Source organism: Curtobacterium sp. 320 (assembly GCF_031455235.1).
Lineage (GTDB): Bacteria > Actinomycetota > Actinomycetes > Actinomycetales > Microbacteriaceae > Curtobacterium.
On the sequence record NZ_JAVDSI010000001.1, the window covers coordinates 546,698 to 563,740 of the forward strand.

Annotated in this window: 13 protein-coding genes, 1 tRNA gene and 1 pseudogene; 9 read left to right on the forward strand and 6 right to left on the reverse strand. The window is 71.4% G+C overall.

The window, feature by feature from the left end; genetic code table 11:
- The first annotated feature begins 1 nt into the window (after position 1).
- From J2X60_RS02660 to J2X60_RS02685, 6 genes are all read left to right on the forward strand, one after another.
- Entirely contained in the window at positions 2-307 is a 306-nt protein-coding gene (locus tag J2X60_RS02660) for a TadE family type IV pilus minor pilin (protein WP_309779978.1), read from the forward strand.
- A gap of 440 nt (positions 308-747) precedes the next feature.
- Entirely contained in the window at positions 748-3,540 is a 2,793-nt protein-coding gene (gene topA, locus J2X60_RS02665; RefSeq protein ID WP_309886485.1) for a type I DNA topoisomerase, read from the forward strand.
- The gene (gene tmk, locus J2X60_RS02670) at positions 3,537-4,172 is read left to right on the forward strand and encodes a dTMP kinase (RefSeq protein ID WP_309886413.1); all 636 of its coding nucleotides are present in this window, start codon (positions 3,537-3,539) and stop codon (positions 4,170-4,172) included. Before topA ends, tmk begins: the two co-directional genes overlap by 4 nt.
- Positions 4,173-4,197: 25 nt before the next feature.
- Positions 4,198-5,340 carry a DNA polymerase III subunit delta' gene (locus J2X60_RS02675; protein ID WP_071302639.1) on the forward strand — a complete coding sequence of 381 codons (1,143 nt, stop codon included), beginning with the start codon at positions 4,198-4,200 and terminating at the stop codon, positions 5,338-5,340.
- Positions 5,341-5,474: 134 nt separating this feature from the next.
- Positions 5,475-6,119: a helix-turn-helix domain-containing protein gene (locus tag J2X60_RS02680; protein ID WP_309886414.1), complete on the forward strand. Its 645-nt coding sequence runs from the start codon at positions 5,475-5,477 to the stop codon at positions 6,117-6,119.
- 44 nt (positions 6,120-6,163) lie between these two features.
- Positions 6,164-6,236 (forward strand) — tRNA-Thr (locus J2X60_RS02685).
- 205 nt (positions 6,237-6,441) lie between these two features.
- Here the strand turns inward: J2X60_RS02685 and J2X60_RS02690 are convergent.
- Positions 6,442-8,121 (reverse strand): HAD family acid phosphatase, encoded by a 1,680-nt coding sequence (locus J2X60_RS02690; protein ID WP_309886415.1) that lies wholly within the window; start codon positions 8,119-8,121, stop codon positions 6,442-6,444.
- A 168-nt stretch (positions 8,122-8,289) separates the two neighbouring features.
- Between J2X60_RS02690 and J2X60_RS02695 the strand changes: the two genes are divergently transcribed.
- The 3 genes from J2X60_RS02695 (at position 8,290) to J2X60_RS02705 (ending at position 11,503) form a co-directional block, all read left to right on the forward strand.
- Entirely contained in the window at positions 8,290-9,270 is a 981-nt protein-coding gene (locus J2X60_RS02695) for a Gfo/Idh/MocA family oxidoreductase (protein ID WP_309886416.1), read from the forward strand.
- 95 nt (positions 9,271-9,365) lie between these two features.
- Entirely contained in the window at positions 9,366-10,859 is a 1,494-nt protein-coding gene (gene dacB / locus J2X60_RS02700) for a D-alanyl-D-alanine carboxypeptidase/D-alanyl-D-alanine-endopeptidase (RefSeq protein ID WP_309886417.1), read from the forward strand.
- 23 nt (positions 10,860-10,882) lie between these two features.
- A complete protein-coding gene (locus J2X60_RS02705) occupies positions 10,883-11,503 on the forward strand; it encodes an isochorismatase family protein (protein ID WP_309886418.1) in 621 nt (206 codons plus the stop codon).
- 37 nt (positions 11,504-11,540) lie between these two features.
- On the opposite strand, the gene J2X60_RS02710 is transcribed toward J2X60_RS02705, so the two are convergent.
- From J2X60_RS02710 to ribD, 5 genes and pseudogenes are all read right to left on the reverse strand, one after another.
- The gene (locus J2X60_RS02710) at positions 11,541-13,361 is read right to left on the reverse strand and encodes an ABC transporter ATP-binding protein (protein WP_309886419.1); all 1,821 of its coding nucleotides are present in this window, start codon (positions 13,359-13,361) and stop codon (positions 11,541-11,543) included.
- Between the two features lie 7 nt (positions 13,362-13,368).
- Complete coding sequence (locus tag J2X60_RS02715; protein WP_022907338.1) at positions 13,369-13,584, reverse strand: hypothetical protein; 216 nt, start codon at positions 13,582-13,584, stop codon at positions 13,369-13,371.
- 108 nt (positions 13,585-13,692) lie between these two features.
- Positions 13,693-15,105 (reverse strand): MFS transporter, encoded by a 1,413-nt coding sequence (locus J2X60_RS02720; protein WP_070418423.1) that lies wholly within the window; start codon positions 15,103-15,105, stop codon positions 13,693-13,695.
- 218 nt (positions 15,106-15,323) lie between these two features.
- Positions 15,324-15,950: pseudogene (ribA, locus tag J2X60_RS02725) on the reverse strand (GTP cyclohydrolase II); the annotation flags it as partial.
- Between the two features lie 29 nt (positions 15,951-15,979).
- Positions 15,980-17,032, reverse strand: coding sequence for a bifunctional diaminohydroxyphosphoribosylaminopyrimidine deaminase/5-amino-6-(5-phosphoribosylamino)uracil reductase RibD (gene ribD / locus J2X60_RS02730; RefSeq protein ID WP_309886486.1), 1,053 nt, complete (start codon positions 17,030-17,032; stop codon positions 15,980-15,982).
- Positions 17,033-17,043 lie beyond the last annotated feature (11 nt).

Consider the following 17,043-nt stretch of genomic DNA (forward strand, 5'->3'; position numbering starts at 1 on the left):
CGTGAGCGTCGAGTTCGCGGTCGTGCTGCCCGTCGTGGCCCTCGTCCTGACCTCGCTCGTCGCCGCGGTGCTCGTCGTCGACGGCCTCGGACGCCTCCAGCTCGCGGCGGCCACGGCGGCACGAGCGTTCGGTCGCGGGGACGACGACGCCGGGCGCGCCGCCCTCGAGCACCTCGCACCAGGGGCCGGCATGACGGTGCACCGCGACGGAGGCGTCGTCTGCGTCCGGGCAGCACGAGGGGCCGCGGGGCCGTTCGAGGCCGTCCCGCTCCGTGCCACGGGCTGCGCTGCGGAGGACGGACGGTGAACGAGCGCGGGTCAGCCGCGGTCCTCCTCTCGGCGGTCGTCGGCGTCGTCCTCGTCGTCCTGACGGCGGCGCTCGCCGGAGCCGGACTGCGCGTGGCCACGATCCGCGCCCAGGCCGCTGCCGACGCCTCGGCGCTCGCCGCCGCGGCGGGCCTCGTCGGGCTCGTCCCGGGCGAACCCTGCTCCGTCGCGACGCGCGTGGCAGCGCGGAACCAGGCAGCCGTCGACACCTGCGGGACGGCTGCCTCCGCCGCGCGGGTCCGGGTCGTGGTCGGCGGCGGACCGTTCGCCGTGGGCGCAGTCGCAGTCGCCGGTCCGGCGGACGACCAGCCCGAACACTATGTGTATGGTGTGCCTGTCGGCCCCCGGTCATCGGTGCCCCGGTCGACCCGGACGCGCTCGTCGTCCAGGGCCGACGCGCACCATCGATCAAGGAGACACGTGCCAGGCACGAAGAAGCTCGTCATCGTCGAGAGCCCCGCGAAGGCCAAGACGATCGCGCAATACCTCGGTGACGGATACGAGGTCCAGGCGTCCGTCGGACACATCCGGGACCTCGTCGAGCCCAAGAACCTGCCGGCGGAGCTCAAGAAGGGCTCGCTCGGCAAGTTCTCGGTGGACGTCGACAACGGCTTCGAGCCCTACTACGTCGTCTCGGACGCGAAGAAGAAGACCGTCTCCGAGCTGAAGCGTGCGCTCAAGGAAGCCGACGAGCTCTACCTCGCAACTGATGAGGACCGCGAAGGCGAGGCCATCGCGTGGCACCTGCTGCAGGTCCTCAAGCCCAAGGTGCCGGTCAAGCGCATGGTCTTCCACGAGATCACGAAGGAGGCGATCCAGCGCGCGCAGGAAGCCACCCGTGAGCTCGACACCGCCCTCGTCGACGCGCAGGAGACCCGCCGCATCCTCGACCGTCTCTACGGGTACGAGGTCTCGCCCGTGCTGTGGCGCAAGATCGGTCCGGGGCTCTCGGCCGGCCGCGTGCAGTCCGCTGCCACGCGTCTCGTCGTCGACCGTGAGCGCGAACGCCTCGCCTTCGTGTCCGCCAACTACTGGGACCTCAGCGCGCGCTTCGAGAAGGAGGGCGACGCCGCCTTCACCGCTCGACTCGCGCGGGTCCAGGGGACCCGGGTCGCCTCCGGTCGTGACTTCGACGACCGCGGTGCCCTGAAGGGCGAGGCCGTCCGCCTCGACGAAGCCGCCGCGGCCGCGCTCACCACCGTGCTCGAGCGTGCCGGTGACGCCACCGTCCGCAGCGTCGAGTCGAAGCCCTACACGCGCCGCCCGGCAGCACCGTTCACGACGTCGACGATGCAGCAGGAAGCGGCGCGCAAGCTCCGCCTCTCGCCGCGACAGACCGCCCGTGCGGCGCAGACGCTGTACGAGAACGGCTACATCACCTACATCCGTACGGACTCGGTCAACCTGTCGAAGCAGGCGCTCGACGCCGCTCGCAAGCAGGCAGCGGACCTCTACGGCGCCGCGACCGTGCCGGACAAGCCGCGCGTCTACGCGAGCAAGAGCAAGAACGCGCAGGAAGCGCACGAGGCGATCCGCCCCGCCGGCGACACCTTCCGCACCCCGTCGCAGCTCGAGGGGACGCTGACCGGTGTCGAGTGGCGCCTCTACGACCTCATCTGGAAGCGCACCATCGCGTCGCAGATGGCGGACGCCAAGGGCTCCACGGCGTCGATCGTGCTCGGCATCTCCTCCGGGGAGTCCGTCGAGGGCATCCCGGCCACGGCGAACGGCACCGACGCCGAGTTCACGGCGTCCGGCACGGTCATCACCTTCCGCGGGTTCCTCAACGCCTACGAGGAGGGCAAGGACGAGGACCGCCACGAGTCCTCGGACCGCTCGGGCAACGACGTGGCGCTGCCGGACGTCAAGGAAGGCGAGCACCTCGCCGTCGACGACGTCGTCGCGAAGGGGCACGACACCACCCCGCCGCCGCGCTACACCGAGGCGAGCCTCATCAAGACGCTCGAAGACCTCGACATCGGTCGCCCGTCGACCTTCCCGACGATCAGCCCGACGATCATCGACCGCGGCTACGTCTCGCTGCGCGGGACCCAGCTCGTGCCGAACTGGATCGCGTTCAGCGTGGTCCGGCTGCTGGAGGAGTACTTCGGTGACCTCGTGCAGTACCAGTTCACGGCCGACATGGAAGCCGACCTCGACCGGATCGCGAACGGCGACGCCGACCGGGTCGACTGGCTCAAGGAGTTCTACTTCGGTGGTGGTGACCAGCGCGGGCTCCGCACGGTCATCGACAACCTCGGCGAGATCGATGCGCGCGAGATCAACTCCGTCGAACTGGCGCCGGGGCTGACCCTCCGCATCGGTCGCTACGGCCCCTACATCGAGGTGCCGAGCGACGACCCCGAGAAGCCCCGTCGCGTCAACGTGCCCGAGGACCTCGCTCCCGACGAGCTCACCGCCGAGAAGGCCCGCGAGCTCGTGGACGCCCCGGTGCTCGGGGACCGCGTCGTCGGCATCAACCCCGAGACCGGAAAAGAGGTCCTCGCGAAGGACGGCCGGTTCGGTCCGTACGTGACCGAGCGCACCCCGGAGCCGGAACCCGCGGTCGACGCCGCGACGGGCGAGGTGCTCGACGCGCAGGCCACGCCGGCCGCCGCCGAGGCGGAGCCCGCAGCGAAGACCACCGCGAAGGGTGCCGCGAAGAAGGCAACGGCGAAGAAGACCACGAAGAAGCCCGCGGCGCCCAAGGAGCGCACGGCGTCCCTCTTCAAGTCGATGGACCCGCAGACGGTCGACCTCGAGACGGCGCTGAAGCTGCTCGACCTGCCGCGGGTCGTCGGCAAGGACCCCGAGTCCGGCGACGACATCACCGCGCAGAACGGCCGCTACGGTCCGTACCTCAAGAAAGGCACGGACACCCGGACCCTGCCGGGCGAGGACGCGATCTTCGACATCGACCTCCCCGGTGCGCTCGAGCTCTTCGCCCAGCCCAAGTACGGCGGCCGCAGCTCGGCGAGCGCAGCGCTCAAGGAGTTCGACGCCGACCCGGTGTCCGGCAAGCCGATCAAGATGAAGGACGGCCGGTTCGGTCCGTACGTCACGGACGGCGAGACCAACGCGACGATCCCGCGCGGCGAGGACGTCGAGGCCGTCGACCACGCCCGCGCCGTGCAGCTCATCGCGGACAAGCGTGCCAAGGGACCGGTGAAGAAGAAGGCACCGGCGCGGAAGCCGGCGGCCAAGAAGAAGTGACCGGCCGGTTCATCACGCTCGAGGGCGGCGACGGTGCGGGCAAGACGACCCAGGCGGAGCTGCTGACGGCCTGGCTCGAGGAGCACGGCCGGACCGTGGTGCGGACCCGTGAACCGGGCGGCACCGACCTCGGCACGCGGATCCGCGAGATCGTCCTGCACGAGCGCGGCCACGTCGCGCCTCGGGCCGAGGCCCTGCTCTACGCGGCCGATCGCGCGCACCACGTCGAGACCCTCGTCCGCCCTGCCATCGCTCGCGGTGACGTGGTGCTGCAGGACCGGTACATCGACTCCTCGGTGGCGTACCAGGGGGTCGCGCGCGGCCTCGGCGCCGAGCACATCCGTTCGGTGTCGGACTGGGCGTCGGACGGGCTCACGCCGGACCGCACGATCCTGCTCGACCTCGACGTCACCGTCGGGAGTGCGCGGGTGGCCGCGGCGCGCGGAGACACCTTCGACCGACTCGAGTCCGAGGCCGAGACGTTCCACGAGACGGTCCGCCAGGCGTTCCTCGACATGGCCGCCGCCGAGCCCGAGCGCTTCCTCGTGGTGGACGCGTCCGCCCCGGCCGCGGACGTCCAGCGCGCGATCCGTTCCGCGGTCGGTCCACTGGTCGGGATCGTCGAGGGATGACGGTGGCGGCTGGCAGGATGATCCCGTGAGCGTGTGGGACGGCCTGACAGGGCAAGAGGAAGCGGTCGCGTCGCTCCGCAACGCGGCCGAGTCGCCCGACGGCACCGGTGGCATGACGCACTCGTGGCTGATCACCGGGCCTCCCGGCTCCGGCCGGTCGAACGTCGCGTCCGCCTTCGCCGCCGCACTCGTCGGCAACGGTCCGGACGACGACCACACGCTCCAGCAGATCACCGCGAAGACCCACCCCGACGTCTCGGTCCTGACGACGCAGCGCGTCATCATCACCATCGACGAGATCCGGCAGCTCGTCACGTCGTCGCACTACTCGCCCTCCGTCGGCCGGTACCGCGTGGTGATCATCGAGGACGCGGACCGCATGACGGAACGCACGTCGAACCTGCTCCTCAAGGCGCTCGAGGAACCGCCGGAGCGCACCGTGTGGATCCTCTGCGCCCCGAGCGAGGCCGACCTGCTGCCGACGATCCGGTCGCGCGTGCGGTCGGTCCGCCTCCGCGTGCCGGGCATCGAGTCCGTCGCAGACCTGCTCGTCGCGCGGACCGGTGTGGACCGCGTCCTCGCGATGGACGCCGCACGCCAGGCGCAGAGCCACATCGGCATGGCACAGCGTCTCGCCACCAGCGAGGACGCCCGCGATCGTCGACGCCGCACGCTCAGCACGGTGCTCGGCGTCCGGACCGTCGGAGACGCCGTGATGGCCGCCGCCGACCTGCTCGCCGTCGCCGACGAGGACGCCAAGGCGATCACGCAGCAGCGCGACGCCGAGGAACGTGACGCCGCGATGCGCTCGCTCGGCATCGAGCCCGGTGGCACGATCCCGCCGGCACTCCGTTCGCAACTGCGCCTGCTCGAGGAAGACCAGAAGCGTCGGGCGACGCGGAGCCTCCGGGACGGGCTGGACCGGATCCTTGTCGATGTCTCGTCGCTGTACCGTGACCTGTTGCTGCTCGGGCTCGGGGCGCCGGCGGAACCGGTGAACCTCGCGATGCGGGAACAGCTCGACCACGCGCTGCAGTCGGTGACCCCGGCCGCTGCGCTCGAGGTGCTCGACGCCATCGCGCTCGCTCGGCAGCGCATCGCCGCGAACGTGGCGGCCCTCCTCGCGCTCGAGGCGCTGCTCGTCACCATCGCCCGCGCGCGCCGCTGACCCGCGCCCTGGGTGGGACCACCTGCCCGAGGTGCGATGCAGGACGCGCTCGCACCGCGCCTCCGGGCCGTCCCGGACCGCACCCTGTGACGTTCCCCATCCGCCCGCGCCCCCGCGCATGGGACAATCGCCGCATGTCCGACGCAGAACCCGGCCTGCGCGAGCGGAAGCGCCGCGCCACCCGACTCGCGATCCAGCAGGCCGCGCTCCGCATCGCGATCGAGGAGGGGCTCGCGGCGGTGACGGTCGACGAGATCTCGCGGCGTGCGGACGTGTCGCCGCGGACGTTCTTCAACTACTTCCCGAACAAGGAAGGCGCGATCCTCGGCGACGATCCGACACTGCCGGACGACGACACCCTCGTGGACTTCGTGGCCGGTGGGCCGACGGGGGACCTGCTCGCCGACCTCGGGGCGTTGCTCGTGCACTCGACGCGCGAACTCATCGAGGAGCGTGGGCTGATCGAGGAGCGGCAGCAGGTGCTCCGCGCCGCGCCGGAGCTCTTCAGTCGGCGGATGGAGTCGATGAAGGAGTTCCAGGCGGCGATCGAGGGGGCCATCGTGGCGCGCTTCGCGGCGGCTGCGGACGGAGCTCCGGACGCCTCCGGCGAGCCCCCGGAACGGCGTCGGCGGGCGCGGCTGGCGTCCCTCGTGGCGTTGGCTGCGCTGCGGCACGCGTGGTGGGAGTGGTCGGACGCGGGGTCGGACACCCACCTCGTCGACGAGCTCGAACGGTCGTTCGCCGACCTCGACGCGCTCGTTTCGCGTTCGCTCGTCTGAACCTGTATAGTCGTGTCCCGTGCCGCTCCGGCAACGGAGCGTCCGCCGCCTTAGCTCAGTCGGCAGAGCGATTCACTCGTAATGAATAGGTCGTCGGTTCGATTCCGACAGGCGGCTCCGAGAAGCCCCGGTCAGACAGTGTCTGACCGGGGCTTTCTGCTTCGCGGGCCGGGCGCCGGGCGCCGGGCGCCGGGCGCCGGGCCCGAGCCGGGGGGGGGGGGGGCGGGGGGGGGCCCCCCCCCCCCCGGGGGGGGGGGGGGGGGGGGGGGGGGGGGGGGGGGGGGCGGGGGGCCCCCCCCCCCCCCCCCCCCCCGACCCGGCCTCAGGGCAGGTAGTACGTCGGGTTCGGCAGCTTCACGCTCCGGTCCGCCGACCCACCGAGCAGGTCGCTGTACTGGTCGCCGAAGTTCGCCACCACGTCGTACCGCCCACCCGAGCGCGACTCGATGTGCGCTCGGGTCTGCGACTTGTACTCGACGGTGGTGCACTTCGCCGTGGCGCAGGTGATGTACGACGGCTGCTGCGAGGCACCGACGCCGGTCCACTTCGTGTAGTACGTCTGCGTGCCGCGCTGCGTCGCCGCGAACTGCGGGTACCCGACCTTCTGCAGGTTCTCGATCGTGGCGGTCTTCTGGTCGTCGTTGCGCCCGGTGAGCCCGATGATCGTGCAGCCGGAGCGCTGGGCGATCGACACGAGCGAGGTCATCGACGGGGTGGCGGGGAAGCGCTCGTCCTGCACCCACTCGTCCTGGCGGGCGGGATCGAACACGAAGTGCATGTCGGCGACCTCCATGTCGTAGGTCCACAGGGTGGTGTCGTCGGCGTCGAGCACGATGGCGGGGTTGCGGTGGAGCTTCCGGCCGACGGTGCACTGGGCTGCGACGACGGGAGCCTGCTTCCGGACGATGGACCGCATCTCGCGGATGTACGGGGAGTCGGTGCGGTTGGCGAGGCCGGTGCCGGGGTCGCCGTAGTACGTCGCGATGGTCGACTTCACCGAGTCGATGTTCGGGATGCCCTCGCCGCTCTGGGTGGTGCCGGAGGATCCGTCGGCGGCCATGGTGAAGTGCGTGCGGGGGGTCAGCCGCGGCTCGGACACGCCGGGCAGGTCGGCCGAGGGCAGGTAGTAGGTCGGGTTCGGCAGCTTCACCGAGCGGTCGGCGTACCCGCCCTGCAGGTCGCTCCACTGGTCACCGACGTTGAGCGCGATGTCGTAGCCGAGGTCCTGCTCGATGTGCTTCCGCGTGAGCGCCTTGTACTCGACGGTCGTGCACTTCGCCGTGGCGCAGGTGATGTACGACGGCTGCTGGGACGTCCCGACTCCGGTCCACTTCGTGAAGAAGCGGTCCTGGGTGAACGCGGTGTAGCCGACCTTCGACAGGTTCTGGACGGTGGCGGCCTTCTGGTCGTCGTTCCGACCGGTGAGTCCGAAGACCGTGAACCCGAGCGACTGCGCCCGGTTCACGAAGCCGACCATCGACGGCGTCGCGGGGAAGCGCTCGTCCTGCACCCACTCGTCCTGGCGAGCCGGGTCGAACACGAAGTGCATGTCCGCGACCTCCATGTCGTAGGTCCACAGCGTCGTGTCGTCGGCGTCGAGGACGATCGCGGGCTTCTCGCCGCGACGGACCGCGGCGTCGTGGATGCGCTGCAGCTGGGCGCTCTGCCGGTCGACGATGGACCGCATCTCGCGGATGTAGGGGGAGTCGGTGCGGTTCGCGAGTCCGGTGCCGGGGTCGCCGTAGTACGTCGCGATGGTCTTCTTGACCGAGTCGATGTTCGGGATGCCCTCGCCGCCCTGGCTCGCGCCGGAGGAGCCGTCGGCCGCCATCGTGAACTGCGTCCGGGGCTGCAGCCCCGCGTCGGCCGAGTGGCCCGGCGGTGCCCAGCCGTGTCCGGGCGATCCCCAGCCGTGCGCGGTCGCCGGGGTGACACCGACGAGGGTCGAGGTGATGACGATGGCCGCGCTCGTGGCGACGACGGACAGGACGGATCGGCGCATGGAGGACCTGATCGCTTTCTGCTGGGGGAGCGGCCGTCGGACGCGACCGCGGGACCCCCGTTCAGGGGGCGCAGCAGCACGCTAGCTGGCAATCACCAGTGCAGTCCATACCAAAGTGCTGCGGGTGGACAGCGGTGTGCCGAGCACGGCCCCTGGTAGACAGGTCCCATGACGGTTCGCTGGGGAGTCATCGGTACGGGCGGCATCGCACGGTCCTTCGTGGGCGACTGCACGGCCGCGGGGGTCGAGTTCGTCGCGGTCGGCAGCCGGACGCTCGCGAGCGCCGAGACGTTCGCGGCCGAGTTCGGGATCCCGCGGGCGCACGGCTCCTACGAGGACCTCGTCGCCGACGACGGCGTCGACGCCGTGTACGTCGCGACACCGCACTCGCGGCACGCGGCGGACGCACTGCTCGCCATCGAGGCCGGCAAGCACGTCCTCGTCGAGAAGGCCTTCACGATCACGGCGGACGAGGCCCGCCTGGTGGTCGACGCCGCCCGGCGCGCCGACGTCGCCGTCATGGAGGCGATGTGGACGCGCTTCCTCCCGCAGATGTCGATGATCCGCGAGCTCGTGGCCGAGGGCCGCATCGGGCGGGTCCGGCTCGTCGAGGCGACCCACCACCAGGCGCTGCCGTCCGACCCGGCACACCGGTTGAACGACCCGGCGCTCGGCGGTGGCGCGATGCTCGACCTCGGCATCTACCCGATCTCCTTCGCGGTCGACGTCCTCGGCGTCCCCACGTCGGTCGTCGCCGCGGGCACCCTGAGCGAGCAGGGCGTCGACACCCAGATGGGCCTGGTGCTGACGCACGAGGGCGGGACGCAGTCGATGCTCCACTTCGGGCTCGACCTCCGCAGTCCGAACAGCGCCTCGGTCATCGGCGAGGACGGCCGCATCGACCTGGACTCGACGTGGTTCACGCCGACGACCTGGCGGCTCCGCGACCGCGACGGGAACGTCGTCGAGGAGTTCGACGGGCGCGAGGAACTCACCGGCTACGCGCACGAGGTCCGCGCGTTCGAGTCCATGGTCGAGTCCGGCACCCACGAGGGCGGCCCGATGGACCCCGAGGAGACGGTCGCGATCATGGCGCTCATGGACGAGGCCCGCCGACAGGTCGGCGTCCGGTACCCGGCCGACGGCTGACGCGACCGACGGCTGACGCCCGGCAGGGCCCGGAACGTCCGGATCCGGGAAGTGGCCCTGGAGGCTCCTCCCGCAGTTCCGTAGGATCGTTCGCGATGTCCGACCAGCAGCCTTCACCGCGCGGCGTCGCGGACCGCCTCCGCGACGCGCGCACCGCCGTCCGCACCTCGTTCGCCCGCCGCCCGGTGCCGTGGATCGCGGGTGGCCTCGCGACCGTGCTCGTGCTCGGGTCCGGCGGTGCCGTGGCCGTGGCGGCGGCGACGATGCCGACCCCGACGACCACGGCGGCCGCGACGGCGTCCGCCACCGCGTCGAGCAGCCCCGCACCGACGACGGCCGCCCCCACCCCGACACCGACGCCGAGCGGCCGCGCGGTGCCGGACGACGCCGCGGGCCCCTCCGCCCTCCGGACGTGCACGATCACGAACGCCGCCTCGGCGAGCGGCCTCGGCGCGTTCGAGGGGTACGTCATGAACGCGAAGACCGGCGAGGTGCTGTTCTCACGCAACGGTGACGAGGCCGCACAGACCGGCAGCGTGATGAAGACCCTGACGACGGCGACCGCGCTGGCCGTCCTCGGCGGCGACCACCGCATCCCGACCACCGTGACGAAGGAGTCCGGCGGTACGATCGCCCTCGTCGGCCACGGTGACGCCACGCTCTCGGCAGGCGGAGCGACGGTGTACCCGGGCGCCCCGACGCTCGCGCAGCTCGCCCAGCAGGTGAAGGCGAAGCTCGGCAACACCCCGGTGACGACGATCGTCACGGACGACACGTACTGGAACGACGCCGACGCCTGGGACCCCACGTGGCCGGTGAGCGAGCGGACGATCGGCTACCAGCCGAACGTCACGGCGCTCATGGTCGACGGTGACCGCGCGAACCCGGGTGCCCAGACCTCGCCGCGCTCCACCGACCCGGTCGGTCGCGCCGGGGACCTGTTCCGCACGGCCCTCGCGAACGCCGGGGTCGCCGGTGCGGGGAACGCGCAGATCGTCAAGCGTGCCACGACCAGCACGGACACGATCGCCACGGTCTCCTCGCAGCCGGTGTCGACGCTCATCGGGCAGATGATCCCGAACTCGGACAACACCCTCGCCGAGATGCTCGCGCGGATCTCGTCGAAGGAGTCCGGCTCGGACGGCTCCGCAGCCTCGCTGACCGCCGTGTACCAGGCAGCCCTGAAGTCGTACGGCGTCGACCCTGCAGGCATCGTCATCAAGGACGGCTCGGGGGAGAGCGCCGCGAACGCCGTGTCGCCGAACTTCGTCGCGCACCTCATGGTGCAGGTCGCCGCCGGTGCGAAGGGCCTCGGGACGCTCGCGAACGCCCTGCCGGTGTCCGGACAGTCCGGCACGCTGGCCAGTCGGTTCACCGGGGCGAACGCCGTCGCCCGGGGCAAGGTGCACGCGAAGACCGGGTGGATCGACAGTGCGAACACCCTCGGCGGCTACATCGACGCGGCCGACGGCACCCGGCTGACGTTCGCCTTCTACGCGATCGGGTCCTCGCGGGCCGCGGCGCTGCCCGCACTCGACGCGGTGACGGCGGCGACGTACTCGTGCGGGAGCAGGCTCACCGGCTCCTGAGGCCGCGGGTGTTGGATGGACCCATGTCCAGGGCACTCCTCGTCGTCGACGTCCAGAACGACTTCACCGAGGGCGGTGCCCTCGGTGTGACCGGCGGCGACGACCTCGCGCGACGCATCACCGCGTTCCTCGGTCGGCACGCCGACGAGTACGACCTCATCGTCGGCTCCCGCGACTGGCACCACGGCGACGACGACAACGGCGGCCACTTCGCCGGTCCCGAGGGTCCGGACTACGAGACGACCTGGCCGGTGCACTGCGTCGCCGGGACCCCGGGGGCCGAGTACCACCCGCGGCTCGACACCGCTCCGATCGACGTCCATGTCTTCAAGGGGCAGGGCACGCCGGACTACTCGGCGTTCCAGGCGCGCACCGAGGACGGCGTCCCGCTGCCCGAGGTCCTCGCCGATCATCGCGTCGTGACGATCGACGTGGTCGGCATCGCCACCGACCACTGCGTGCGCGCCTCGGCGCTCGACGCCCGGGCTGCGGGATACGACGTCGCGGTCTACGACGACCTCGTGGTCGGGGTGGACGAAGCCCGCAGCGCGCGGGCGCTCGACGAGATCCGCGCCGCAGGCGGGCACGTCGACCACAGCGACATGGACGAGGGACTGGCGAACCCCGGCGGGGCGCTCCTCTGACCTCGGCGTACCGTCGACCAACCGCGGCCGCGCCGGCTCAGACGAGCAGCTGGTGCTTCGCCAGGTCGCGGTAGAGCGGCGTCGACTCGACGAGTTCCGAGTGGGTCCCGACGCCGACGACCCGGCCGTGCTCGAGCACGACGATCACGTCCGAGTCCACCACCGTGGACAGCCGGTGCGCGATCACGAGCAGCGTGCGGTCCTCGGCCACGGCGTCGATCGCGAGGCGCATCTTCTGCTCGTTGACGCCGTCGAGCGACGAGGTGGACTCGTCGAGCAGCAGGATCGGGGGAGCGGCGAGGAGTGCCCGGGCGATCGCGAGCCGCTGCCGTTCACCGCCGGAGAGCATGACGCCGTCCTCGCCGACCTGGGCGTCGAGCCCACGGGGGTCGCGGTGCAGGACCTCGCCGAGGTTGACGGCCTCGAGCACGCGCACGCAGTCGTCCTCGGTGGCGTCCGGTGAACCGAGCAGCAGGTTCGCCCGGATCGTGCCGGCGAGCACCGGAGCGTCCTGTTCGACGTACCCGATCTGCGCGCGGAGCTCGGCGCGGTCGAGGCCACGGACGTCGACGCCGCCGAGCCGGATGACCCCGTCGGTCGGGTCGTAGAACCGCTCGATGAGGGCGAGCGTGGTCGACTTGCCCGCGCCGGACGGACCGACGAGTGCGACCCGTGACCCGCGGGGGACCCGGAAGGACACGTCGTGCAGCACCACGTCGTCGGAGGTGGTGTCGTCGTCGACGGCCGGCTCGGCGCCGTCCGCACCGGAGGCCTGGGCCGGACGCGCGTACCGGAACGACACGTGTTCGAAGGCGATCGCGTCGTCGCTCTCCACCGCTGCGGCGACGCGGACGGCCTGGTCGTCCTGCGCCTCGGTCGGGAGGTGCAGGATCTCCTCGATCCGGCCGAGCGCACCGAGCGCCTGGGCGACGGCGACGGCAGCGCCCATGGCCTGGCCGAGCGGCATGATCATCATGAAGAGCAGCAGGATGAACGTGATGAGCGTCGCGATCGTGATGGTGCCGGCTGCGACCTGCGCACCACCGACGCCGAGGACGGCGATGAACGCGACCTGCATGACGATGCTCGCGACCGGGACGACGAACGCCGACATCCGCGCGATGTCGAGGCCACGACGGTAGGCCTCGGTCGCGTGGCCGTCGACCTCGTGCACCTCGCGCTCGGTGGCACCGGCGGCACGGATCGTGCGGACGGCACCGATGCCGCGTTCGACCGCCGCGGTGAGGTCGCCGACCTTCTCCTGCGCACGCTTCGACGCGACGCGGATGCGGCGGCTGAGCCCGCCGACGACGACGATCGCGACGAGCACGATGACGACGACGATTCCGAGGAGCAGTGGGTCGATGACGGCCATCGCGATGATGGCGCCGATGAACGTCAGGGCGCCGCCGATCGACTCGATGAGGCCCTGCGTCAGCACGGCGCGCAGCAGGGTCGTGTCGCTGCCGACACGGGAGACGAGGTCGCCGGTGCGGCGCGTGTCGAACTCGGAGATCGGCAGGTTGAGGATGCGCGCGATGAGCTTCCGCCGGGTGGACAGGACGACGCCTTCACCCGCGCGCTGCAGCAGGAAGTGCTGCACACCGTTGAGGACGCCCGCGACGATGACGAGTCCGACGAGCAGCCAGACGAGGGTGCTCAGGGTGTTGCCGTGCTGGACGGCGGTGATGACCTGGTTGACGAGCAGCGGCTGCGCGAGGGACGCACCGGCACCGAGGACGCTCAGCACGATGATGACGACCATCGCGGGCTTGTTCTCGAACAGGTAGCTCAGCAGTCGGCCGAACGTGGCGCGGGGACCGTCGGTCTTCTTGGGTCTGGCGAAGGGGGAGCTCATCGTGTTCCTAGTTTCTGCCGTACTTCTTGTGCACTGCCTGGCGGCTGACGCCGAGCAGCGTCGCGATCTCCTGCCACGAGGCGCCGGCGTTCCGGGCACGTCGGGCAGCGAGTTCCTCGGTCCGGTCGAGCTCACGACGGAGTTCGCGCACGCTGGCGAGGGCGGAGAACGGGTCGTCTCCGGCTGCGCCGGCGGCGAGGCTCGTGATGGTCGGTCGATCCACGCGTGTCAACCTACATTGACGTACTGACGGATGTCAACCCGGGTTGACGACGGACGGGAGGCGCGGTGCCAGCCGGCACCGCGCCTCCCGTCTGTGCAGGTGGTCGCGTCAGGCGCGCGCGTCCACCGGTGCTGCGTCCGGTTCACCGGCGGTGTCCGCCGCGTCGAGCGCGGCGCTCTTCGTCTCACGGATGAAGAACAGGGCGACCAGCGTCACGACCGCGGCGATCGTGAGGTACAGCCCGACCAGGAAGATGTTGCCGTCCGGCTGCCACAGCGCGAGCGCGATGGTCGGAGCGAGCGAGGCGCCGAGGATCGACGCGACGTTGTAGGCGATCGCCGAACCCGTGTAGCGGACGTTCGTCGGGAAGAGCTCCGGCAGGAGAGCGCCCATCGGACCGAACGTCAGGCCCATCAGCGACAGTCCCACGATCAGGAACGTCACCACCGTGATCGGACCGGTCGACGCGGCGAACCAGAACTGGAACGTCAGGCCGAAGAGCGCGATGCCGATCGTGGTCGGGATGAGCGTGCGACGACGACCGAACTTGTCGGCGAGGATGCCTGCGATCGGCGTGAAGATGCCGAAGAACACGACGCCGATCATGAGCAGCGTGAGGAACTCGCCACGGGTGTAGCCGAGGCCGATCTTCGGGACGAGGGGGCCGGCCTCGGCTCCGGTGGTGCCGTAGGACAGCGTGAACGTCGTCATGAAGTAGAAGAGGACGTAGGTCGCGACCATGCCGAAGGTCCCGACGATGACGGCGCGCCACGAGGTGCGGAACACCCGGCCGAGCGGGACCTTGGCGACCGAACCGGACTCCTGGACGCCACGGAACACCGTCGACTCGACGAGCTTGAACCGCACGTAGAGGCCCACGATCACCAGGACGGCCGACAGCAGGAACGGGAGTCGCCAGCCCCAGGCCTGGAAGTCCGGGTTCGGGGTGCCGTCGGCGCCGGCGGGCATCGCCGCGTTGATCGCGATGAACAGGCCGTTGGCGAGCAGGAAGCCGATCGGGGCGCCGAGCTGCGGCATCGAGCCGAACACCCCGCGCTTGCCCTTCGGCGCGTTCTCGGTCGCGAGCAGTGCCGCGCCCGACCACTCGCCACCGAGCCCGACGCCCTGCGCGAAGCGCATCACGGCGAGGAGCACCGGAGCCCAGATGCCGATCGAGTCGAACGTCGGCAGGCAGCCGATGAGGAACGTCGCGGTGCCCATCACGAGCAGGGACGCCACGAGGGTCGCCTTGCGGCCGACGCGGTCGCCGAAGTGGCCGAAGATGATCGACCCGACCGGGCGGGCGAAGAACGCGAGGGCGAACGTGACGAACGAGGACAGCTGCGAGGCCGTCGGGTCCTCGTTCGGGAAGAAGAGCGTCGGGAAGACGAGGACCGCGGCGGTCGCGTAGACGTAGAAGTCGTAGAACTCGATGGAGGTGCCGACGAGGCTGGCGATCACGACGCGGGAGCGCGGGTTGCCTGCGGTCTTCGGGGATGCGGGTGCCGGTGCGGCGGACATGGGGTGAGGAGACTCCGTGGATGACGCTCACGGGGGAGCGCAGCGGTGTTCCGGACGGCGGACACCGATCGGTTCGCGCAGGGTGGCGCGGGCACTGATCGGGTGCGTTCGGTTCGGGGTGGTGTACCGCTTGTGACGGGGGACACCATCGTACGACAGATGTCGTGAACCTGCGAATCCGCTGGATCGTGACCGGGCCGGGCCGGGCCGGGGCTCGATCAGGCCAGCGGGCTGCCCGCTTCGAGGTGTGCGGGGAGCTGGTGCCCCATCCGGTCGCGCTTCGTGTCGAGGTACGCCGCGTTCTGCGTGGAGACGCCGACGACCAGCGGCACCAGGCTCTCGACCGTGATGCCGTGCTCCTCGAGCTGGCGACGCTTCTCCGGGTTGTTCGACAGGAGGCGGACGGTGGTGATGCCGAGGTCGGCGAGGATGCCGGCCGCGCCGCCGTACGCCCGCGAGTCGGCGGGGAGACCGAGCGCGAGGTTCGCGTCGAGCGTGTCGAGGCCGTCCTCCTGCAGGCGGTAGGCCTTGAGCTTGTTGATGAGACCGATGCCGCGGCCCTCCTGCCCGCGGAGGTAGATCACGACGCCGCCCTCGGCCGCGATCGTGTCGAGCGCGGCGTCGAGCTGCGGGCCGCACTCGCACTTGAGGGACCCGAACGCCTCGCCCGTCAGGCACTCGGAGTGCACCCGGACGAGGGCGCCGTCGCGCGGTGCTGCACCGTCCGGGCCGGTGGCGATGATCGCGACGTGCTCGGCGCTCGTCACGAGGTCGCGGTACGCCCGCATCTCGAACGTGCCGTGCGTGGTCGGGACGTTCGTCGACACCTCGAACTGGACCGGGCTCCCGGGGGTGGGGGAGGTGAGTGCATCGGTCATGTGGTGCTCCGGTCGTTCTGGGGCCCCGCGATCCCGGGCTCGGCCGCCGCCGGCCGGGGTGCGCGGTGGGGTCGTGCTCGGACCAGCAGGTCGGGGCCGAGGCTGGTGGTCGATAGTACGTCCAACCGCCGACGCTCGCCGATGCTTCCCACGCCGACGTCACCGAGGGCGACACGGGGGCCGCCGAGCAGGACGGGCGCGAGGTAGACGAGGTACTCGTCCACCAGACCGGCCGCGACGAGCGCCGAGGCGACGGTGGGTCCGCCCTCGACGAACACCGAGTGCACGCCGTGGTCCCGCAGCGCGTGGAGCGAGGCGGCGAGGTCGTGGCCGGACAGCGTCAGCAGGGTGCGAGGGTGGCGGCGGACCGCGGCGTCGTCGGGGACCGGCCGGTCGCCGAACACCACCGGGACGGGCTGGTCGGCGAGGAGTTCGCCGGCGTCGCCCCGCGCGGTGAGGCTCGGGTCGTCGGCGAGGACCGTGCCCGTCCCGACGAGGATCGCGTCGTGCGCGGCGCGCTGTTCGTGGACGTGCTGGCGTGCGGCCGCACCGGTGATCCACTGGCTCGTGCCGTCGGCCGCCGCGGCCCGGCCGTCGAGGCTCGATGCCCACTTCACCGTCACCCACGGGCGTCCGAGGCGCACCGAGAGGAGCCAGCGCTCGAGGAAGTCCTCGACCTCGTCGGCGAGGACGCCCGAGACGACGTCGACTCCGCCGGACCGCAGTCGCTCGGCACCCCCGTGGGCCGCCGGCCCGGGGTCGTCGACGGCGTACACGACGCGGCCGATCCCCGCTTCGAGCAGGGCGACGGCGCACGGGCCGGTGCGTCCGGTGTGGTTGCAGGGTTCGAGGGTGACGACGGCGGTCGCGCCGACCAGGTGTGCGGGGTCGACCTTCGCCATCGCGTCGACCTCGGCGTGCGGGGTGCCGGCGCCCTTGTGCCAGCCCTCGGCGAGGACCGCTCCGTCGGGGGAGAGGATCACGGCGCCGACGCGGACGTGGTCACCGACCGCAGGGCCGAGGGCCGCGAGCTCGAGGCCACGGCGCATCGCACGGAGCT

Excerpts from the sequence above, each read along its gene's own strand:
- J2X60_RS02705 (WP_309886418.1), top strand. The coding sequence starts at position 10,883 with ATGTCCAGGGCACTCCTCGTCGTCGACGTCCAGAACGACTTCACCGAG.
- dacB (WP_309886417.1), top strand. The coding sequence starts at position 9,366 with ATGTCCGACCAGCAGCCTTCACCGCGCGGCGTCGCGGACCGCCTCCGC.
- J2X60_RS02680 (WP_309886414.1), top strand. The coding sequence starts at position 5,475 with ATGTCCGACGCAGAACCCGGCCTGCGCGAGCGGAAGCGCCGCGCCACC.
- ribD (WP_309886486.1), bottom strand. The coding sequence starts at position 17,032 with ATGCGCCGTGGCCTCGAGCTCGCGGCCCTCGGCCCTGCGGTCGGTGAC.
- J2X60_RS02710 (WP_309886419.1), bottom strand. The coding sequence starts at position 13,361 with ATGAGCTCCCCCTTCGCCAGACCCAAGAAGACCGACGGTCCCCGCGCC.
- J2X60_RS02695 (WP_309886416.1), top strand. The coding sequence starts at position 8,290 with ATGACGGTTCGCTGGGGAGTCATCGGTACGGGCGGCATCGCACGGTCC.
- J2X60_RS02690 (WP_309886415.1), bottom strand. The coding sequence starts at position 8,121 with ATGCGCCGATCCGTCCTGTCCGTCGTCGCCACGAGCGCGGCCATCGTC.
- J2X60_RS02720 (WP_070418423.1), bottom strand. The coding sequence starts at position 15,105 with ATGTCCGCCGCACCGGCACCCGCATCCCCGAAGACCGCAGGCAACCCG.